Below are 20,612 nucleotides of genomic sequence, written 5' to 3'. Positions count from 1 at the left end.
TGCATTATGCTCTTTGCTCCCTGCTATCTCCTCCCTGCAATCCGACATAGGAAATGATGGAAGGATATCCCACATCAGTTCCAAGCCTTTCAGTTATGCCTAGGTGTTTCTTGTTTTTATAGGTAGTCATGCTTTCGCTGCGCTCAGGTTTGTTACTTTTGGGCCAAGCCAAAAGTAAAAGCCCTTCGGTGGCTAACCTGTACCGATTTTATATCGGTAACCGAGGCAAGCCCGAGCGAGAGCGAAAACATTACCATTCCCAAAAATCACTACAGTCTAACAACCTCATACCACCCCTCCAACCCTTCAACATAACTTTCAAAATACGCTTTATAATACCCTTTCGGTACCTGCACCCTAAAATTAACCCTACTAAAAAACCACACCAACCTATAATCCATTTCAGCCCGCAGCAAATACCACAGGTACGTTTTAACGCAATCGCAAACCAGAAACAGCCCCATACTCTTGTTACTTAATTTCAACAGCTTGCCATTAACCTTAAGCCGCAGTTGCAGTTCATAATAATCACCCTTATCCTTTAAGGTAAAGCTTAAAACCGGAACCTCTATCGAGTAAAATGTAAGCTTCATATCGCTCCTTACTGGCTTGCCCGCAACATTCCGAAGGCCGTAAGTATACAGGTAATGCGTAAAAGGCTGCTGTATTAACAAAGGTAAGGCAAGGTGCCAAAGCTTAAAAATTTCATGGTGGTTAGCCCTATTAACCGCTTTAATTTCGGCAATGCTTTCGGGTGCTGCATTAGGCGGGTTAACCTGTATTGCAGCAACCTTTTTCATGGCAAAGCAAATGCGGTTCAGTTCCTGCTGTTGTGGCGAAACACCTATACCCTCAACATCATGCTCATTAAACACAAAACCCTTGTACGATTTTACCGTTTTAAAGTAAGCAGTAGCCACATACACATACGGGATAAGAAAAGGATAATGATTGTTGTGGTAATGTAGCAAATCTGTATTGGCAAAACAATAGCCAACACCCATTGGTGCCAAAGCAGGTTCGGCCGGGGTAGCCACAGTTGTGCGCGGCATAAGCACCCGCTCTTTAACTTCGGGGAAGTAATCACCAGGTCTAAATAAACCGATAAACTTTTTCTTTAATTTAATCTCCGGTCCGTTAGGTTTTTTAACAACAGTTACATATTTAGGTTGCTCCGCATTGGGCGCGAAACATTCGGGCCAGTAATAAGGCTTAAAATCGCAGCCACCCTCAAACATCATGGCCCGCAGCGTATGGTAAGCATAACGCCCGAGGTACGTTTTATCAGTATCTACACTACAGCTCACCAACAAATTATTGTGTGCAACCATAATATAAACCCTTTCTGGCGGCTCATTACCCAGCTTAACGCTAACAGTTAACAAACCCCGACTAAAAGAAAGCATTTTCTTTGCTAACAGGTTAGGTTTTTTCTCTGCCCTAAACGCGCTATGCATATCGAGCGTTGCTAACCTTAACACCCTACTCCCATTTTCGAAAGGAAGCTCATAAAACTGCGAAAGTGGTTTCCCTGTAATTGTAATTGGCGCAGGCACCTCTTTGTCCACTGCTAAAGGCTTTAATGGGTTATTTTTCATCTAGGTCGTTTTATTTTCAGTGGTGATGAAGCTACCATGCTTTATTCATCAATAGTTTTTGATCAATAAAGCACTACTGTTTCATATCTTCATCCTTAACACTTACAATTTTCGACAGAAAAACCCGGTACCGAACCACAGGCAATTGTTTAAAACAATGTTGACGTTGTTTCTTACCCCACAAAAAATTTAGATATATTTGGCTATGGAAACCGCTCAAAAAACCAACCGCAATCATTTAGGCCGTAAAATTAGCCGCATCCGCGAACTCCGTGGAATGAAACAAGAAGCCCTTGCAACCGAACTCGGCATTAGCCAGCAGGCCATTAGCAAATTAGAGCAAAGCGAAGAAATTGAAGATAGCACTTTAGAAAAAGTAGCAAAGGTGTTGGGCTTCACCGTTGATGCCATTAAAAACTTTAGCGAAGAAGCTGTTATTAATATAATATCAAGCACCCTTCATGATAATGCAGGTTCGGTTAATAATAATTGTACTTTGAACTTTAATCCCATTGATAAGTTAATGGAAGCACTGGATGCGAACAAAGAATTGTACGAAAGATTATTGGCTAGCGAAAGAGAGAAAGTAGAGATATTGAAGAATAAATAAAAAAATAACTATAAAAGTAAAAGCCCGATCAGTGATGATTGAGCTTTTTGCTGTTAAAGCATTCTCACCTCATCCTCCGATACAAAATAAACCTGAATGCCTAACTTATCCATTGATTTCTTAATGTATAACATCATCGGTTCATGATTCATCGGAAATGCCATTGCAAATTGAACATCTTGATGCTCTGGTTTATCCATTGATCTTAGCGTCGTAAATAACGCAACCGCTCCGTGTGACCATATTTGTTTTCCAGTAAAATACTTACCATATCGTTTGGAATTTTCATTGGCACTGGTTTCGCCTTTAACTTCTACATAAAATTTCTTACCATCAGGGTTAATAGCGGTAATATCGAAGCCTTTTTGCTTGGTAGTGAGCGCCGTTATTTCTGTGTAATTATTTTTTTTTAAGTGGGTTACAAATAATTCTGTAATGTGATTTTCTGTGAGCATTATATATATAATTTTTCTTTTTACTTGTAAAATTCTTTACTTAAAATGGTCTTGGTGCCTCCCTATTTCTCAAATTAACATTCTTTACCACTCATGACACCAGCCAAAGTTGTATTTAAATAGACTATTATTTAACCTTCTTTGATTATTGCATAGAATATATCTAAAAATAAAAACACTACAATTAGTTGATGAATTAAAATACTGAGACAAATTGAATCAAAAATATTTCTAACACTGTGATTAGCTATTATTCCCATATAACTAGACAAATCAAATCCTATGAAAATTAGTGCAGCTACAATTAGCAATCCACAGGATATTACAGCTTTTTTATTTAATGAAATTAAGGTAGGATAACTACCACTTGCTCTTAAACTTGTGATGGCTTGATTATTCGCCTGAACAAGTATAGCCAAAACTGCTAGAAGAAACCCAAAACTAATTGATGAAATATCTATAGATTTATCCATAATCTTGTCCATATCGATATTTGTACTCCAATCATAAATCAAATTGAGAGTTAACATCAATAAGGCAGAAAATAATCCCAAATAATTTTGAATAATCTTTTGAAAAGTCATTATTATAAATATTGATAAATATCTCGTCTTAAACGTTCATAAGCTAAAATAATTTCTTGTTTTCGAGCTGTCGGTTTAAGATCTGACATATTTTTGCCATCAGAATATTTAATTTTCTCTATCATTTTATCTCTAATAAAATCGACTTCAGTAATTTTCTCTACATCCTCTTCATAACCTTTAATTTCAAATTTTTTAACATTATCTCTTAACAAATCAAATTTGTTATTAATGTATTCAAGCATATTGTTAATTTTTCCATTGTGAAGATATTTACCTTTGGTTGTAGTCACTTTATAAATAACATCGATTAATTCTGCGCCAATATCTTTCCCTGGTTTTATTATCTCTTTTATAGCACTCTGTTCACCCTTTATTTTCTTTAACATTTCATCAGGATGGGCAAACTGGATATGAATAGCCTTTCGATCGCCCATAGATAATAGTTTTTGCATAGCGTTAGCATTCATAAGTGGAATGAATTTTATATCAATCTTAACTATTGGATAATCTCTTATTAGAGAATAAAACAAATCATCCAATTGACCAATAAATAATCCATCTCTTGTAACCTCATAAAGTAGAACCTGCTTTAGCTTATCGAAAAGAAAAACATTGCCGTACAATAAACCTTCCTCACGTTTTAGGCCCAATGCTAATGTTTCATTAGTAAGAATATTACGCTTTGGTGGAGTAGAGTCCATTTTAGTAGATTGAATGAGGCCGAGACAATAATCTTCATAGTCCTGCACATAGACCAATGACCTATGGCTGCCTCCAATTTTTATATCTACATTATGAAAATCAGGATTTAGTAGAATCTGTTCAAACTTAAATTCGGTTTCATCAATAGTTTTAATTCTTACTTGAACTACTTCAACTTTCTTTTCTGTCATTTTTTTGAGATTTGTTAACAACTAACTTTCATAAAAATTAGCTCTCGAATTATTCGATTTAGATTATTATTATATTTTATTCTACGCCACCCCCTGCTGATATAAATGCTTTACAAACTCAACAAACAATGAGCTAATATTCGCTACACTGCCTAAAACTTCTTTAGCATCCCCCAGAGAATGATATCTATTAGTAAGACTCCTTGTCGAGTTCATCTACACCATCAGCGTCTCTTAAAAGTCCGAAGGACTTAAAAATAGTTTTTGCTCCAATCTGTTTAGCAGGTACAATCTTAGCGTCTTTTGATTTCATTATCTACTCAATCAGGCGTTAATTAAAAATTATTAGAAAATTCATCTGCAATAATTTTAGCTTGATCTAAAATTGTTTTCACAGCCAGTTCTTGTTTTTCTGGAGGATAACCATATTTTTTGAGGATCCTTTTAATTATTACCCTCATTTTCGCTTGAACACTTTCCTTTTTCTCCCAATCTATAGTTACTGAATTCTTAACGCTTTCAACTAGTTCTCTGGCAATGGTTTTTAATATTTCATCACCCAAAACCTTTACGGCACTATCACTAACTTCTAATGCATCATAAAAAGCCAATTCCCGAAAATCAAGATTTAAATTGTCACCACGTTTATCAGCGTCCTTTAAATCTTTAGCTAATCTGATTAATTCTTCTATGATTTCGGCAGCAGTTATTGCATTATTTTGGTATCGCGTTATTGCCTCAGCAAGCATTTCAGAAAATTTCTTGCTTTGAATGATATTCCTCGTTGAGCGTTTTTTAATTTCATCATTTAATATCCTTCTCAAAAGTTCTAAGGCTAAATTCTTTCTTGGCATATCCCTTAATTCAGCCATAAACTCGTCAGAAAGAATATTCAAACCTGATATTTCAGGATTTTGTAAACCTGCAGCCTGAAAAATATCGATTACTTCAGTTGAAATTAGTGCATCAGAAATAATTTGTCGAATCGCTGTTTCTACTTCTTCATCACTACTCTTTTTGTTACTTTCTCTCAGCTTAGAAATCCTTGCTTTAATAGCCTGGAAGAAACTTAAATCATCTCTAATTGCTAAAGCTTTCGGATGAGGAACTGAAATAGCAAATGCTTTTGAAAGGTTAGAAACATGAGTACTGAAACGTTCTTGCCCTTTATCTAAACCCAATATAAAATCAGTCGCATCTAAAAGGAAACTAAGTTTTTCTCTTAGCTGTAAATCAAAGAATTTCTTATAGTCAAAACCGTGGTACAAATCCACAACTATTTCATATAATTCTTCCATTTTGGCAACAGCTTCTTCCTGATCGAACTCTATTTTACCTTTACCACCACTAGCTGTATAAACACTCAAAGCTTTCTTTAAATCTTGTGCGATACCCAAGTAATCTACAATTAAACCACCTTTCTTATCTTTGAAAACGCGGTTTACTCTAGCTATAGCTTGCATGAGATTGTGTCCAGTCATTGGTTTATCAACGTACAAAGTATGCAAACAAGGTGCGTCAAAACCAGTTAGCCACATATCCCGAACTAAAACTAACTTTAAAGTATCTTTCTGGTCTTTCAATCGGTCTCCAATAGCCTTTCTTCTTGGTTTATTCCTAATGTGTTCTTGCCAATCCAACGGGTCGGATGATGAACCAGTCATAATTACTTTAATGGCACCTTTGTCGTCTTCTCCACTATACCATTCAGGCCTTATTTTAATAATCGCACCAAATAAAGCCACACAAATTCTGCGGCTCATACATACAATCATCCCTTTCCCATCAAATACTTCACTACGTTGTTCAAAGTGTTTTACAATATCGGCAGCAACTTGTTGCAAACGCTTATCACTCCCAACAATAGCTTCCTGCTGTGTCCATTTTGCAAAACGTTGCTGACGTTCGGTTAATTCATCTTCTTCAGTAACTTCCTCTATTCGTTGGTCTATTATCTTTTGTTCCTCGGGGTTAAGTTCAATCTTAGCTAAGCGACTTTCATAAAAAATACGAACAGTTGCACCATCTTCAACAGCTTGCTGTATATCATAAATATCTACATAATCACCAAAAACGGCTTGTGTATTTTTATCTTCTTTCTCTATTGGCGTTCCTGTAAAACCTATAAATGAGGCATTTGGCAAAGCATCCCTCATATGCCTAGCATATCCATCAATAAAATCATACTGACTGCGATGTGCTTCATCGGCAACTACCACAATATTTCTTCTGTCTGATAACTTTGGATAAGTACCGCCTTTTTCATCGGGTATGAATTTTTGAATGGTAGTAAAAACTACGCCGCCGGATGCCACGGATAATAAACTTTGTAAATGATTTCTATTTTCTGCTTGTACTGGTGTTTGCCTGATTAATTGTTGACAGTTACTAAAAGTTTCAAAAAGTTGCTGATCTAAGTCGTTACGGTCAGTCAAAATAACAATGGTTGGATTATTCAATTCTGGTGCCAGCACCATTTTACCTGAATAAAAAACCATGCTTAAACTTTTTCCACTACCTTGAGTATGCCACACCACGCCAGCCCGTTGATTACCTGTTACAGATGCAGCTCTTATAGTCGAACGAATGGCTTTGTTTACAGCATAATACTGATGATAAGCTGCTATTTTCTTTACTGTTTTTTCCTTTGTTTTCTCAAAAACGATGAAATACCTAATTAGATCTATAAGTGTGTTTTTATCCAACATACCTTTTAGTAGGACATTCATTTCTATCTTCGCAGGCTCTTTCGCAAACAAAGTTGAATTATATGTTGAAGGTGGTTCTTCTGCAATCCTTAATACTTCCTGTTTCTTAACAGGGGTTTTCCAACCGCTAAAACGACTATAATCACTAGTAATTGTTCCTGCTTTCGCGAACCAGCCATCTGTTGCAATTAAAATACTATTAAAATTAAAAATTGTTGGTATGGCTTGTTTATATGTCTGCAATTGATTAAATGCAGCTTTTATATCTGCTTTTTCATCTGTTGCATTTTTAATTTCTATTACAACTAATGGTAAGCCATTTACAAAAATGATTACATCAGGTCTTTTGTTGTTGTGGTTTTCTAAAATTGTAAATTGATTAACGGCTGCATAATCGTTATTGTCTGGATTTTGAAAATCTATTAACCACACTTTAAACGTCTTAATTTGTTCGCCATCTCTACCTTTTACATCAACACCTTCTGTGAGTAATTTATGGAACGCTTCGTTATTTGCCAATAAAGTTGTAAACTGAACTCTTAACACATTTCTGAATGCTTCTTCTCTTATATCGACAGGGATTTCAGGGTTTATTTTATCAATAGCATTTTGCAAATGATTAGTTAAAACAACTTCGTTGTAAGATCTTTCTATGTTTGCACCATTTATAATTTCATAGCCTTGCTCTTGCAACGTTTGCAAAGCAATTTGTTCTATTTCTTCTTCTCTGAGTATATTCATTTGCAAATATTAAGTTGATAAAACTCGCAATTCGAGTATTCTGTCATTGAATGTTGCAATAGGTTCCATGTAGTATGCGGCTCTTCTTGCTATTTCAAATTTGAACTCTAATACATTTACAGGATTGTATTGATGCAGATAGCAAAGGTTAGTTAAGTGCCCATCATCATCAGATTTGAAATGTAAAAAAGGTGAAATCGAAAATATATCATCCTCAATTTTGGCTAATACATTCATGTTCGTTAATTCGACACTTGTAAATGCTAATTGAGCCGGTGTAATTATATAAGTCTTTAATGTTCTATTAGGAGATTGTCCAATAAAAGTTTCACATCTAAGGAAAAAAGGATTTCCATCTGTGTTTAAAAAATGGAAAATTTCAATATTTTCTATTTCGGCAATTGATTTTAAAGCTCCTAAGACTTCTGGAATTAGTTCTGCAAATAATGCAGCTGCCTGTTCTTCAGATAATGCGGCAACGTGCTGAAATCCGTTTCTTTGATAATTGAGCTGTTTTTATTTTTACTATTTCTTCAACATCAAATAAAGCCCCACACTTTAGACCAATAGCATTATCTCTATCATAAGTGAGAACTTTTTCTATTATGCTTAACTTTTTATCTACTGAAAAATTATACAAATCAGCTTCTCGAATCCCCGCTGTTCTGAGTGGAAATGATTTCTTTCTTGCTTCTCCTACAACTATTGCATAAAGAACAAATATCATAGCCTCCCAAGTAGAACGAAGCAAATGAAGCCTGTTGTTATTATCAAGAAAGCCGAAATGAGTTTGCCTGAAATAGTACGCTATTGGCGTTGGATAGCTGTCAAAAACCTTTTGTTTGAATTCTTCAGATTGTTGATTTAAATAGTCGGTTAACGCAATTCGATAAGTTTCTTTTTCTAAAGTATACAGTACTTTACTAGCTCTAAACTCGATATTCGCAATTTTAACTTCATTTTCAGTTTCATCAAGATACTGATTAAAGTCTTCGTGTTCTTCATATATCAAATCGTCTAATTCCATACTTTAAATTATGCGTTTGAAATATTTATTGGAATCTGTCCAGACATTAATTTTGGCAGTAAGCCATCTCTTAACTCTTTAAGTGTCTCGTTCTCTTCAATATTGTCTTTTATTTTCTCAAATAAGGGTTCAATGATTTTATGAAAATCTTTCACCAATTCACTTGGCGGAATTAACAATTTGTATTGAAGTAAAAGTTGCTGACTAATGTTTTGTTGTGCTGAACCAACGGCTTGTCCAATTATATCCTGCTTGCTTTGTAATAGGAAATGATAAATGTAAGTATAAGGATAATTTTCATTAGGAAGAAAAGCACAGATTGCCTGATTGCAGGTGAAATCTTGGACTGTAATTCCAATTTCACCAACTGTAGCACCATACATAGCAACTAAAACAGAATGTTTTGGAAGTAGCTTTGCAGATGAATTTTTCAGAGCCTCTTCTGTAATTTTTTCTTCGGTATTTAAGATAAACGTGTTATTAAGTTCCTTTGATTTTATCCAACCAATGGTTCCGTTATTGTAATACTCTAGGTTTGCTTCTGCTTGGTGTTCCTCCTGAAGTGGTTTTATAAATATCGCCTAATTTACCAATTTCCCAGTCAGATGGAATTTCTCCAAATTCACTATGTTTTCTGCTTCCATCAGAACTTGGATAATTGAAATTTAAAAACCATTCTTTAAAAATTGTCCTTCCAATTTCTTCAAGGGTTTCATTTGTATTTATGTTGTTCTCAATTTTTTCTTCAATAGAAGTAAGTATTGAAGAAATTCGATTTTGAATATTTATTTCAGGTAATGATACTTTTAAATCCTTTATCATACCTGCATTCAAATTTGGTTGTGCACCACCAACTGCCATTCCTGCAATTTCTGTAAATCTTGAAAGTAGATTGTAATAAATAAAATTGTAGTTTGCTTTTTGAGCATCTACAATCAAATTACAACAAGCTTGATTTGTTGTAAGCGGAATTTTATTTATTGCAATTCTGCCAGCAGTTGCTCCATACATTGCAACAATAACAGCATTGATAGGTATCCACTTTGCTGAAGAATTGTTTAGTCCATCCTCTGTAATAAAAGTTTCAGTTTTATAAATTCTATTAAATGTTACTTCTTGTGTTTTCAACCAAGGAATATTTCCACCGTAATATTCTTTTATTTGAGTATTTGGTGTTCCTCCAGAAGTTATTTTAGAACACAAATCTTCCAATGAATAAACTTTCCATTCGTCAGAACCCATAACCAATTCCCTTTAAGTTTTCGCGAATAGTATTTTCCAATTGATTGTCTTTGCTAAACTGAACTGAAAGTTTTGCGGTAAGATTTTGCATTTTTTCATCAAAAAGTATTGCATCTGTTTCTTCTTCTTCCGTTCCAACATATCTTCCTGGCATTAACACATAATTGTTTTGCACCACTTCTTCCATGGTGGCAGATTTGCAAAATCCTGCAATATCTTCATATCCACCGTTTACATTTCTCCATTTATGATAGGTTTCGCTTATAAGCTTTATATCATTACTTTCTCCATCATTTTCATCGGTCAACCTGCGATTTCTTCTATTAATCATTATGCCCAATTTTCGGGCATCTATAAAAAGAATTTCATTTTCACGGTTTCTGAATTTCCCATTGGTTTTGTTTTTTGCCAAAAACCATAATGATGCTGCAATAGTTGTATTGTAAAATAAATTTGCGGGTAGCGTGACCATACAGTCCACCACCTTGGCTTCAATCATATTTCTCCTGATCTCACCCTCACTTCCTGTATTACTGTTCATACTTCCATTGGCCAAAACAATACCAGCGGTTCCGTTAGGGCTTAGTTTATGAATAAAATGTTGTAACCAAGCATAATTGGCGTTACCAACCGGTGGTATTCCATATTTCCAACGTTTGTCATCTCTTAACTGCCTCACCTTTCCAGTCACTAATATTAAATGGGGGGTTCGCTATTATATAATCAGCTTTTAAGTCGGGATGCAAGTCGTTGGTAAATGTATCGCCAAATTGTATATTAGCATCAATGCCACGAATAGCCAAATTCATTTTAGCCAACTTCACAGTAGTTGGGTTACTCTCCTGTCCGTAAATACTTAAATCACCGATTTTCCCTTGGTGGCTTTCAATAAATTTTTCACTTTGTACAAACATTCCTCCACTACCACAACAGCCGTCATAAATCCTGCCTTTGTATGGCTCGAGCATATCAACCAAAACTTTTACAATGCTTTGTGGAGTGTAAAATTGGCCACCATTCTTTCCTTCAGCATCGGCAAACATGCCTAAAAAATATTCATACACTTGCCCCAATAAATCTTTTCCTTTATGGCCTTCGCCACCAAAACCAATGTTTCCGATCAAATCAAGCAATTCGCCCAAACGAGGTTTGTCCAAATCAGGGTCGGCATAGTTTTTAGGTAAAATACCTTTTAGGTTGTCATTGATTTTCTCAATGCTATCCATCGCCTGGTCGATGAGTACGCCAATAGTTGGTTGTTTTGCATTTGCTTGCAAAAATGCCCATCGAGCCTTTTCAGGCACATAAAAAACATTGTACGCCAAATATTCATCTGGGTCTTCAGCATCTGCACCTGTAAACTCTGCTTGTCCATTCACTAATTTTTCGTGTAATTCGGCAAAAGCATCAGAAATATATTTTAAAAAAATTAACCCTAACACAATATGTTTATATTCTGCTGCATCCATATTACTACGTAATTTATCAGCAGCTGCCCAAAGGGTCTTTTCGATCTCTCTTATATTATTCATTTTTTCTTAAACATTCCGCACTAAAATATGGAAATTATTTGTGTCAGCACTTTTATCAGTTCATTTTAGCATATTATTGTCTTAATCCATTGCTTTACAATTGATTTATATTATTTACTTAATGAGACTATAAGCTATTAGGGGTTCACTCTTTTATTGTAATCATTTAAAGTAACAAAAACCACAGCCATCTCTCAGATATTACCATTTAAAATCACAACCCCTTTAAGTGGTATGGCACGGCTCCAAACACCAATAACATCCATTAATCCGATGCAAAGAAGAGTTTTTTCTTTTTGCCTCTGCTACCGCAGGCTCGCAAGAACTGAACGCACCTAGCTCATCATAATTTTGCTCAGGATAATATCTACATCCTGCTTCGTGAACCTCATAATCGCCATTGGCTTGTTGGTTCAAATTTAATCTGTAACTGGCCATAATAATATTAGGTTATAAATGTTTATACAATCAAACCTCCTAATTTTTAACACCCATTCCATACGGTTTCCCGTAACCTAATAAAAAAAATAAACCTATATTTTTAGTTGTAAAGAAAATTATACTACCTTACAAATAATTAATAATATTATTTTACTTTTTAAAAATTATCTTATGTCTAAATCCAATGACACAGGCCACGGCAGAAACGTGGTAAACGGCGAAATGTTAATCACCTACTTAACAGGTTACGGCGCCCCTTACAATCCGAGCAATGCAAACATTCAGCTTAACAGCTTAACTGAGAAAGCAGCCGCAGCCAGGGCCGTAAATGAACAGGTAAACGATCTGATTGCGAAAAACAGCAACGCCATTGCTGCCCGCGACCTTGCATTTGAACCACTGAAAACGTTAAGCACCAGGGTTTTGAATGCGGTAAAATCAGTTAATGTACCCCTACAGGTTTTAGATAACGCGATTACCAATAACCGGAAGATCCACGGCCAAAGGGCATCGCCAAAACTAACCGAAGAAGAAAAGAAAGCACTCGAGGCGAAAGGAACCATTGTGAACCAGAAAACAGCTGCACAACTTGGTTACGACAACCTTATTGATAGCCTCGACAAACAAATTAAAGTATTGGCCACCATACCACAATACGCACCCAATGAAGTAGATTTACAATTGGCTACACTTACTACATTATATGGTGATTTATTGCAGAAAAACCGCGAAGTAGTGACCAATACCTCCCAATTAAGTACCCTTCGCCTTAATCGCGACAAAATACTTTACGATGCCGAAACCGGCTTAGTTGCCCTGGCCTTAGATGTAAAAAACTATGTCAAATCTGTTTTTGGATCAACCAGTCCTCAATATAAACAGATTTCGGGCATCACATTTAAAAACGTAAAAGTGTAAAACCAATTCAATAGAAATGTTCATCCCACTCCAATTTTCAGAATAAACAGCAACAGAAATAAAAACCTGTTGCTGTTTTTCTTTTGACACAGTTTATTGAACAGACCCGAACTACCTACTGCGAGTATAGAACTATCAACTGCGAGTATAGAACTATCTACTGCGACTTCAGAACTGTCTACTGCGACTTCAGAACTATCAACTGCGACTTCAGAACTATCAACTGCGAGTATAGAACTATCTACTGCGACTTCAGAACTATCTACTGCGACTTCAGAACTACCTACTGCGACTTCAGAACTATCTACTGCGACTTCAGAACTATCTACTGCGACTTCAGAACTATCTACTGCGACTTCAGAACTATCTACAGCGACTTCAGAACTATCAACTGCGACTTCAGAACTATCTACTGCGACTTCAGAACTATCTACTGCGACTTCAGAACTATCTACTGCGACTTCAGAACTAGCTACTGCGACTTCAGAACTATCTACTGCGACTTCAGAACTATCTACTGCGACTTCAGAACTATCTACTGCGACTTCAGAACTATCTACTGCGACTTCAGAACTATCTACTGCGACTTCAGAACTACCTACTGCGACTTCAGAACTATCTACTGCGACTTCAGAACTATCTACTGCGACTTCAGAACTACCTACTGCGAGTATAGAACTACCTACTGCGACTTCAGAACTATCAACTGCGACCGTTGTAGAAACTTGGTGATAGCAAATCCAAAGATCTCTCCACTACGGTCGAGATGATGGATGAATGCTTTCCTTCATAGTTTTAGAATAATCAATTTACATATGCCTGTATCTGCACTTCGCTACTTGCACTTCGCTATCTGCTCCCTGCTCATCCGGCATAGGAAATGATGGAAGGAGAAAACGTTAAAGCTTTATCATTACCTTTCCTTCCATCGTTGCATTAAGGCAGCACACACTTTCCGCCCCTTTCGGCGGAACTTGTGCTGACGACCAAAAAGCTTTAACGAATTTATCCGACATCAGTTCCAAGCCTTGATTTTTGGTTACCTTTTTATCAAGAAAAAGGTAAGAGCCCCCTCGGCGGCGGTGAGCCGAGGCAAGCCCGAGCCAAGGGCAAAAATTGCAACCGCATTACGATTCCCGCATGCGCGGGAATGACGGCCGTGTTAGAAACATTACTAGAAAGATTGCTTCGGCTCGCTCTCCCCCAGCCTCGCAATGACGGATTTAACGCATTCCCTGCATCATGCTATTTGAACCTCGCTTTTTGAATTATGCTATATGCTCCCTGCTCATCCGGCATAGGAAATGATGGAAGGAGAAAACGTTAAAGCTTTATCATTACCTTTCCTTCCATCCTTGCATTGAGGCAGCACACACTTTCCGCCCCCTTCGGCGGAACTTGTGCTGACGACCAAAAAGCTTTAACGAATTTATCCGACATCAGTTCCAAGCCTTGGGTTTTTGTTACTTTTGGGCCAAGCCAAAAGTAAGAGCCCCCTCGGCGGCGGTGAGCCGAGGCAAGCCTGAGCGGAGCGAAAGCATTACGATTCCCACATGCGCGAGAATGACGGCCGTGTTAGAAACATTACTAGAAGATTGCTTCGGCTCGCTCTCTCCCTGCCTCGCAATGACGGATTTAACGCATTCCCTGCATCATGTTATTTGAACCTCGCTATTTGAATTATGCTATCTCCTCCCTGCTTTCCGGCATAGGAAATGATGGAAGGATAAAACGTTAAAGCTTTATCGTTACCTTTTTCTTTCATCACTGAATTGAGGCAGCACACACTTTCCGCCCCCTTCGGCGGAACTTGTGCTGACGACCAAAAAGCTTTAACGAATTTATCCGACATCAGTTCCAAGCCTTGATTTTTGGTTACCTTTTTATCAAGAAAAAGGTAAGAGCCCCCTCGGCGGCGGTGAGCCGAGGCAAGACTGCGAGAATGGCAAGCCCGAGCAAACTAGCCAAAATAGCGACCGCATTACGATTCCCGCATGCGCGGGAATGACGATGGTGTTAGAAACATTACAACAAAAATTGCTTCAGCTCGCTCTCTCCCAGCTTCGCAATGACGGATTTAACGCATTCCCTGCATCATGCTATTTGCACCTCGCTATTTGAATTATGCTATCTCCTCCCTGCTCATCCGGCATAGGAAATGATGGAAGGAGAAAACGTTAAAGCTTTATCATTACCTTTTTCCTCTATAACTGCATTGAGGCAGCACACACTTTCCGCCCCCTTCGGCGGAACTTGTGCTGACGACCAAAAAGCTTTAACGAATTTATCCGACATCAGTTCCAAGCCTTTCAGTTATGCCTTATTGTTTGTTGTTTTTATAGGTAGTCATGCTTTCGCTGCGCTCAGGTTTGTTACTTTTGGGCCAAGCCAAAAGTAAAAGCCCCCTCGGCGGCGGCTGACCTGTACCGATTTTACATCGGTAACCGAGGCAAGACCCAGCGGAGCGACCGCATTACGATTCCCGCATGCGCGAGAATGACGGCCGTGTTAAAAACATTACTAGAAAGATTGCTTCGGCTCGCTCTCCCCAGCCTCGCAATGACGAATTTATATAGATAGCAAATTCAAAGATCTCTCCACTACTGTCGAGATGACGAATTTAACGCATTCCCTGCATCATGCTATTTGCACCTCGCTATTTGAATTATGCTATCTCCTCCCTGCTTTCCGGCATAGGAAATGATGGAAGGAGAAAACGTTAAAGCTTTATCATTACCTTTTTCTTTCATCATTGAATTAAGGCAGCACACACTTTCCGCCCCCTTCGGCGGAACTTGTGCTGACGACTAAAAAGCTTTAACGAATTTATTCGACATCAGTTCCAAGCCTTGGACTTTTGTTACTTTTGGGCCAAGCCAAAAGTAAGAGCCCCCTCGGTGGCGGTGAGCCGAGGCAAGACTGCGAGAATGGCAAGCCCGAGCAAACTAGCCAAAATAGCAACCGCATTACGATTCCCGCATGCGCGGGAATGACGACAGTAATAGGGATTTACAACAAAGATTGCTTCGGCTCGCTCTCCCCCAGCCTCGCAATGACGGATTTATAGTGATAGCAAATCCAAAGATCTCTCCAATACGGTCGAGATGACGAATGAATGCATCCCCTAATACTTTAAAAAAACAAAAACACCAAAATCACCAGTTAATACCTGGCAATCTTAGTGTCTTTGTAAAAAAATTGCTTTAAATTCTTTTTATAAATTACTTCAGCTTACACTAGTAAAACCTCAGCAATCACGAGCGATGTACGCTTACTGCCATCCCCCCCCTAACGAGCGGTACAAACCAACAACAGCATTAAGCTGTTCAGTTTTAATGGTAGTTAACTCCAGTTCACTTTGTAGTAGATTGCCTTGTGCGGTAATAACCTCTAAATAATTAGCCATACCACTTTTAAACAACATACTGGCATTTTTAGAAGCCTGTTGTAAAGTTTGTGCCCTTTTTTCGGCAATACTATATTGCGCTTTAAGTTTCTCTACTTTCGTTAACTCATCCGATACTTCCCCTACAGCATTTAATACCGACTGGCGAAACTGGATTACCGATTTCTCACGGTCTATTTTAGCCAGTTCAAGAGAAGTTTTTAACTGCCCTCTTTGGAAAATCGGTTGCGTAATCCCCGCACCAACCAGGCCGAATAACGATGCAGGCACGTTAAACCAGTTGCTTGCTTTAAACGAGTTGATGCCACCACTTGCGGTAATAACCAACGATGGGTATAAACTTGCTTTTGCAACCCCAACCTTAGCATTGGCAATTGTTAAAGCCAGTTCGGCACTTTTAATATCAGGCCTGCGGCTCAACATCGACGATGGGAAACCAGCATTTAAATCCTGCGGAATATTCATTTTATCCAAACGGCTATCGCGGTTAATCGCCTTAGGCAAAGTACCAATCAATACACTCAAAGCATTTTCCTGTAAAGTTACATTCTGCTCCAAACGCGGTATCAGCTGTGCTGCATTTAACTGTTGAGCCTGCGCCTGTTGTATGGCCAGTGAGGTAACCTGCCCCGCATCAAACTGTAAATTGATAATCCTAAGTGTACTATCATTCAGTTTAAGGTTCTTTTTAGCAATTTCCAACTGCGCATCAAGCATCAGCAAATTATAATAGCCTTGGGCAACATTACTTACCAAACGCGTTTGCACAGCCTTACGTGCCTCTTCTGTTTGCAAAAAACTGGCTAAAGCGCCAGCTTTTTGATTGCGTATTTTACCCCAGATATCCGCTTCCCAAACCACACCCAAATTAGCATTGTAATCTTCAATGTGCGTAGAACCCGTAAACTGGTTTAAACTTAAGCCATTTAAACTATTATCTGATGGGCGGCTCGAGCTTGCAGCAACCTGCAGTTTAAGCTCAGGCAAATAGCCCAGTTTCGATTGTTTAAACAATACCTCAGCTGCATCGATATTTTTCAATGCAATTTGCATATCGTAATTTTTAACCAAAGCCGTATCAATTAAATTTTGCACAGTAAGGTCGTTAATAAAACTCTTCAAAGGCATGAGAGCCCACACTCGAAGAATCTTTAGGTGATGAGTTTCTAAACAAGCCAGGCACCACATTAGGCAAAGCTGTATCTTTCGAAACCGAACATCCGCTCCATATTAAAGCAAGGAGCAGGATGGTAATTAGATTAAACCGTTTCATAAACTGCATGATTATTTACAGGTTCTCCATGGTGATGAACAACCTCATTTGATGATTTTTTTGATAGTTTTTCCTGTAAAGCCTGGAAGATCACGAAAAGTACCGGGATGATGAACAAACCTAAAATTACACCCGAAACCATACCACCCGCAGCACCGATACTGATAGAGTGGTTACCCTGTGCTGATGGACCCGTTGCAATACTCATCGGGAATAAGCCGAATACAAACGCAAGTGATGTCATGATGATCGGCCTGATCCTTAAACGCGCAGCCTCAATGGCCGAATCTACCAAACTAAGCCCTGCCCTTCGTCTCTGTACCGCAAACTCCACAATCAGAATCGCATTTTTGGCCAGCAAACCGATAAGCATAATCAGCGCTACCTGTACATAAATGTTATTTTCGATACCAGTTAAACCCAATACCACAAACACACCGAATATACCAGTAGGGATAGAAAGTATTACCGCCAATGGCAGGATATAACTCTCATACTGTGCCGATAATAAGAAATAAACAAATACCAAACACAACAGGAAAATCACTGTAGACTGCCCGCCCGAAGAAATCTCCTCACGCGTTTGGCCCGAAAATTCGTAAGCATAACCAGTTGGCAATTGTTCTTTGGCCGTTTCCTCAATCGCTTTAATCGCATCACCCGAGCTAAAGCCAGGTTTAGGAATTGCATTAACCTCGATAGAGTTAAACAAGTTATAACGCGAAGCCGTTTCCGAACCATATACACGGGTTAATTTAACCAGCGTACCAATTGGCACACTTTCGCCAGCTTTGTTTTTAACAAACACACGGTCAATAGCCGAAGGATCAGTTCTGTCGGCAATATCAGCCTGCACCACCACACGGTAATATTTACCAAAGCGGTTAAAATCTGATGCCTGTGCAGTACCGAAATAAGTTTGCATCGTTTGCAGAATATCCTTTTTACTTACACCCAGCTGATCAGCCTTTTCATCGTTAACATCCAATTGTAACTGCGGATAATCTGCTTTGTACGAAGTAAAAGCATAAGCAATTGCAGGTTTAGCCATTAACTTCGCAATAAAGTTATTCGCTACACCACTAAATTTATCCAGTCTGCCGTTTGTTTTATCCTGCAACATCACATTCATTGCCTCAACGTTACTAAAACCAGGCACCGTAGGAAAACTGAATACAAAGAAAGTACCAGCAGATATAGCCGCCATTTTGGCCCTTACAATATTCTGTATCTCATCAATGTTTTTAACTTCGCCCCGCTCCTCATTCGGTTTCAACAATAAGAAAATCTGTCCTGCCGACGAACTGTTGGATGCCGTTAAAAAGTTATAACCAGCCAACGACATTACGAACCTTGCCGATGGCATAGCCCTTAACTCCTTTTCGGCCTGTTTTAACATTTTGTTCGTATTCGCTAACGAAGTTCCCGATGGACTTGCAACCGCAATAGCCACAAAGCCCTGATCCTCTGTAGGGATAAAACCAGTTTTGGTTCTGCTTACCAGGAAAACCGTAACCAATACAATTAACAAAAGCCCGCCCATACTTAACCATTTATTACGGATAAGCACCTTTAAGCCGCCAACATAGCGGTTAGTCATATAGTTAAAGCTACCGTTAAAGCCAGCATAAAACTTTTCTACAAAGCCTTTCTTAGGTGCTTTATGCCCATCGGCATGCTTATTCTTTAAAAATAAAGCAGCAAGCGCCGGGCTTAAAGTTAAAGCGTTAACAGCCGATATAATAATGGCAATAGCCATAGTTAAAGCAAACTGTTTGTAAAATATACCAGTAGAACCCGTCATAAAACCTACCGGTAAAAATACCGCAGCCATAACCAGTGTAATCGATATAATTGCCCCCGTAATTTCGCTCATGGCCTGGGTTGTGGCCTCCTTAGGAGAAAGCGTGGGGTCTTCTTCCATTTTGGCATGCACCGCTTCTACCACCACAATCGCATCATCAACCACAATACCGATAGCCAGTACAAGTGCAAACAACGTTAAAAGGTTAACAGAGAAACCGAACAATTGCATAAAAAAGAAAGTACCGATAATAGCAACCGGAACCGCAATAGCCGGAATTAAAGTAGACCTAAAATCCTGAAGGAAAATAAATACTACAATAAACACCAACAAGAAAGCCTCAATCAAAGTATGCTCAACCTGGTTGATGGATTCATCAAGATCCGTTTTGGTACGGTAAAACTGGTTATATTTAATCCCTGCCGGAAAATCTTTAGATAGTTTAGCCAACAGTTTATCAATCGAAATCTGTATCTCATTCGCATTCGAACCCGATAACTGAATTACACCAATCGTAATCCCATCGTGCCCGTTTAAACGGTTTACACTACCATAACTATAAGCACCCAGCTCTACACGGGCCACATCTTTTAAGCGCAAAATAGAACCATCGGCGTTAGAGCGGATCGCGATATTCTGATACTCATCAGGTTTGGTAAGCTTACCTTTATATTTAATTACATATTCAAAAGCCTCATCGCTACGTTCGCCAAGCCTGCCCGGAGCAGCCTCAAGGTTTTTATCCTGTATGGCACTGATAACCTCATTAGGCGTTATTTTATAAGTAGCCAACTGACTTGGGTTTAACCAAATCCGCATCGAGTAATCTTTAATACCCCCAAATACACTTGCAGAACCTACACCAGGGATACGTTTAAGCTCCGGTATAATGTTAATCTGCGCATAGTTGTTTACAAAAACCGCATCATATTTCTTAGGGTCTTCAGAGTAAACACCAATTGCACCGATAAAACTGTTTTGCTGCTTGGTAGTGGTGATACCATATTGCACAACCTCTGCAGGCAACTGGCTTGTAGCCTGCGATACACGGTTTTGAACGTTAACAGCAGCCTGGTCGGGGTTTGTTCCCTGTTGAAAGTACACTGTAATGGCCAGGGTACCATCGTTACTGGCGCTGGAGGTCATGTATGTCATGTTCTCCACACCGTTAATTGCTTCCTCCAGCGAAGGAGTTACCGAACGTAAAATGGTTTCGGCATTTGCCCCAGGGTACACCGCAGTAACCAATACCGACGGAGGTGCGATATTTGGAAAGCGCTCTAAGGGCAACTTTGATAAGCCAAGTATACCAACAATTACCAATAAGATGGAAATTACTGTTGAAAGTACCGGCCTGTTTATAAATTTCTGAAACAT

General features: G+C 38.5%; 19 protein-coding genes. 3 read left to right on the top strand and 16 right to left on the bottom strand.

What is annotated here, in order from left to right; translation table 11 throughout:
* Positions 1-269: 269 nt before the first annotated feature.
* A complete protein-coding gene (locus tag AC0IWE_RS03095) occupies positions 270-1,598 on the bottom strand; it encodes a hypothetical protein (protein WP_471791874.1) in 1,329 nt (442 codons plus the stop codon).
* 205 nt (positions 1,599-1,803) lie between these two features.
* Here AC0IWE_RS03095 and AC0IWE_RS03090 point away from each other — a divergent pair, with 205 nt between their 5' ends.
* Positions 1,804-2,208: a helix-turn-helix domain-containing protein gene (locus tag AC0IWE_RS03090; RefSeq protein WP_471791873.1), complete on the top strand. Its 405-nt coding sequence runs from the start codon at positions 1,804-1,806 to the stop codon at positions 2,206-2,208.
* 53 nt (positions 2,209-2,261) lie between these two features.
* Here the strand turns inward: AC0IWE_RS03090 and AC0IWE_RS03085 are convergent, their stop codons facing one another.
* The 11 genes from AC0IWE_RS03085 to AC0IWE_RS03035 form a co-directional block, all read right to left on the bottom strand.
* Positions 2,262-2,663: a protein NO VEIN domain-containing protein gene (locus AC0IWE_RS03085; protein WP_471791872.1), complete on the bottom strand. Its 402-nt coding sequence runs from the start codon at positions 2,661-2,663 to the stop codon at positions 2,262-2,264.
* 131 nt (positions 2,664-2,794) lie between these two features.
* Positions 2,795-3,247, bottom strand: coding sequence for a hypothetical protein (locus tag AC0IWE_RS03080; RefSeq protein ID WP_471791871.1), 453 nt, complete (start codon positions 3,245-3,247; stop codon positions 2,795-2,797).
* Positions 3,248-3,249: 2 nt separating this feature from the next.
* Positions 3,250-4,143: a hypothetical protein gene (locus AC0IWE_RS03075; protein ID WP_471791870.1), complete on the bottom strand. Its 894-nt coding sequence runs from the start codon at positions 4,141-4,143 to the stop codon at positions 3,250-3,252.
* A 190-nt stretch (positions 4,144-4,333) separates the two neighbouring features.
* Positions 4,334-4,456 (bottom strand): hypothetical protein, encoded by a 123-nt coding sequence (locus AC0IWE_RS03070; RefSeq protein ID WP_471791869.1) that lies wholly within the window; start codon positions 4,454-4,456, stop codon positions 4,334-4,336.
* Positions 4,457-4,478: 22 nt separating this feature from the next.
* Positions 4,479-7,592 (bottom strand): type I restriction endonuclease subunit R, encoded by a 3,114-nt coding sequence (locus AC0IWE_RS03065; protein ID WP_471791868.1) that lies wholly within the window; start codon positions 7,590-7,592, stop codon positions 4,479-4,481.
* Positions 7,593-8,055: 463 nt separating this feature from the next.
* A complete protein-coding gene (locus tag AC0IWE_RS03060) occupies positions 8,056-8,619 on the bottom strand; it encodes a hypothetical protein (RefSeq protein ID WP_471791867.1) in 564 nt (187 codons plus the stop codon).
* Positions 8,620-8,627: 8 nt separating this feature from the next.
* On the bottom strand, positions 8,628-9,119 hold the full coding sequence (locus tag AC0IWE_RS03055; RefSeq protein ID WP_471791977.1) for a restriction endonuclease subunit S: 492 nt from the start codon (positions 9,117-9,119) through the stop codon (positions 8,628-8,630).
* A gap of 16 nt (positions 9,120-9,135) precedes the next feature.
* Complete coding sequence (locus AC0IWE_RS03050; protein WP_471791866.1) at positions 9,136-9,861, bottom strand: restriction endonuclease subunit S; 726 nt, start codon at positions 9,859-9,861, stop codon at positions 9,136-9,138.
* Complete coding sequence (locus AC0IWE_RS03045; protein WP_471791865.1) at positions 9,851-10,552, bottom strand: N-6 DNA methylase; 702 nt, start codon at positions 10,550-10,552, stop codon at positions 9,851-9,853. Before AC0IWE_RS03045 ends, AC0IWE_RS03050 begins: the two co-directional genes overlap by 11 nt.
* A complete protein-coding gene (locus AC0IWE_RS03040) occupies positions 10,521-11,393 on the bottom strand; it encodes an N-6 DNA methylase (RefSeq protein WP_471791864.1) in 873 nt (290 codons plus the stop codon). Before AC0IWE_RS03040 ends, AC0IWE_RS03045 begins: the two co-directional genes overlap by 32 nt.
* A gap of 225 nt (positions 11,394-11,618) precedes the next feature.
* On the bottom strand, positions 11,619-11,831 hold the full coding sequence (locus tag AC0IWE_RS03035; RefSeq protein WP_471791863.1) for a hypothetical protein: 213 nt from the start codon (positions 11,829-11,831) through the stop codon (positions 11,619-11,621).
* 174 nt (positions 11,832-12,005) lie between these two features.
* On the opposite strand from AC0IWE_RS03035, the gene AC0IWE_RS03030 reads away from it, so the two are divergent.
* Positions 12,006-12,752, top strand: a complete 747-nt coding sequence (locus AC0IWE_RS03030) for a hypothetical protein (protein WP_471791862.1) — start codon at positions 12,006-12,008, stop codon at positions 12,750-12,752.
* A gap of 1,657 nt (positions 12,753-14,409) precedes the next feature.
* Here AC0IWE_RS03030 and AC0IWE_RS03025 read toward each other — a convergent pair.
* Positions 14,410-14,604: a hypothetical protein gene (locus AC0IWE_RS03025; RefSeq protein ID WP_471791861.1), complete on the bottom strand. Its 195-nt coding sequence runs from the start codon at positions 14,602-14,604 to the stop codon at positions 14,410-14,412.
* Positions 14,605-14,910: 306 nt separating this feature from the next.
* Here AC0IWE_RS03025 and AC0IWE_RS03020 point away from each other — a divergent pair, with 306 nt between their 5' ends.
* Positions 14,911-15,150 carry a hypothetical protein gene (locus AC0IWE_RS03020; RefSeq protein ID WP_471791860.1) on the top strand — a complete coding sequence of 80 codons (240 nt, stop codon included), beginning with the start codon at positions 14,911-14,913 and terminating at the stop codon, positions 15,148-15,150.
* An 873-nt stretch (positions 15,151-16,023) separates the two neighbouring features.
* Here AC0IWE_RS03020 and AC0IWE_RS03015 read toward each other — a convergent pair.
* The 3 genes from AC0IWE_RS03015 to AC0IWE_RS03005 are packed head-to-tail and all read right to left on the bottom strand — an operon-like array spanning position 16,024 to position 20,612.
* Positions 16,024-17,253 (bottom strand): TolC family protein, encoded by a 1,230-nt coding sequence (locus AC0IWE_RS03015; RefSeq protein WP_471791859.1) that lies wholly within the window; start codon positions 17,251-17,253, stop codon positions 16,024-16,026.
* Between the two features lie 10 nt (positions 17,254-17,263).
* Positions 17,264-17,431, bottom strand: coding sequence for a hypothetical protein (locus AC0IWE_RS03010; protein WP_471791858.1), 168 nt, complete (start codon positions 17,429-17,431; stop codon positions 17,264-17,266).
* Positions 17,418-20,612, bottom strand: a complete 3,195-nt coding sequence (locus tag AC0IWE_RS03005; protein WP_471791857.1) for an efflux RND transporter permease subunit — start codon at positions 20,610-20,612, stop codon at positions 17,418-17,420. Before AC0IWE_RS03005 ends, AC0IWE_RS03010 begins: the two co-directional genes overlap by 14 nt.

The organism is Pedobacter sp. AC402 (genome assembly GCF_979252805.1).
This window is presented reverse-complemented; position numbering and strand designations above follow the sequence as displayed.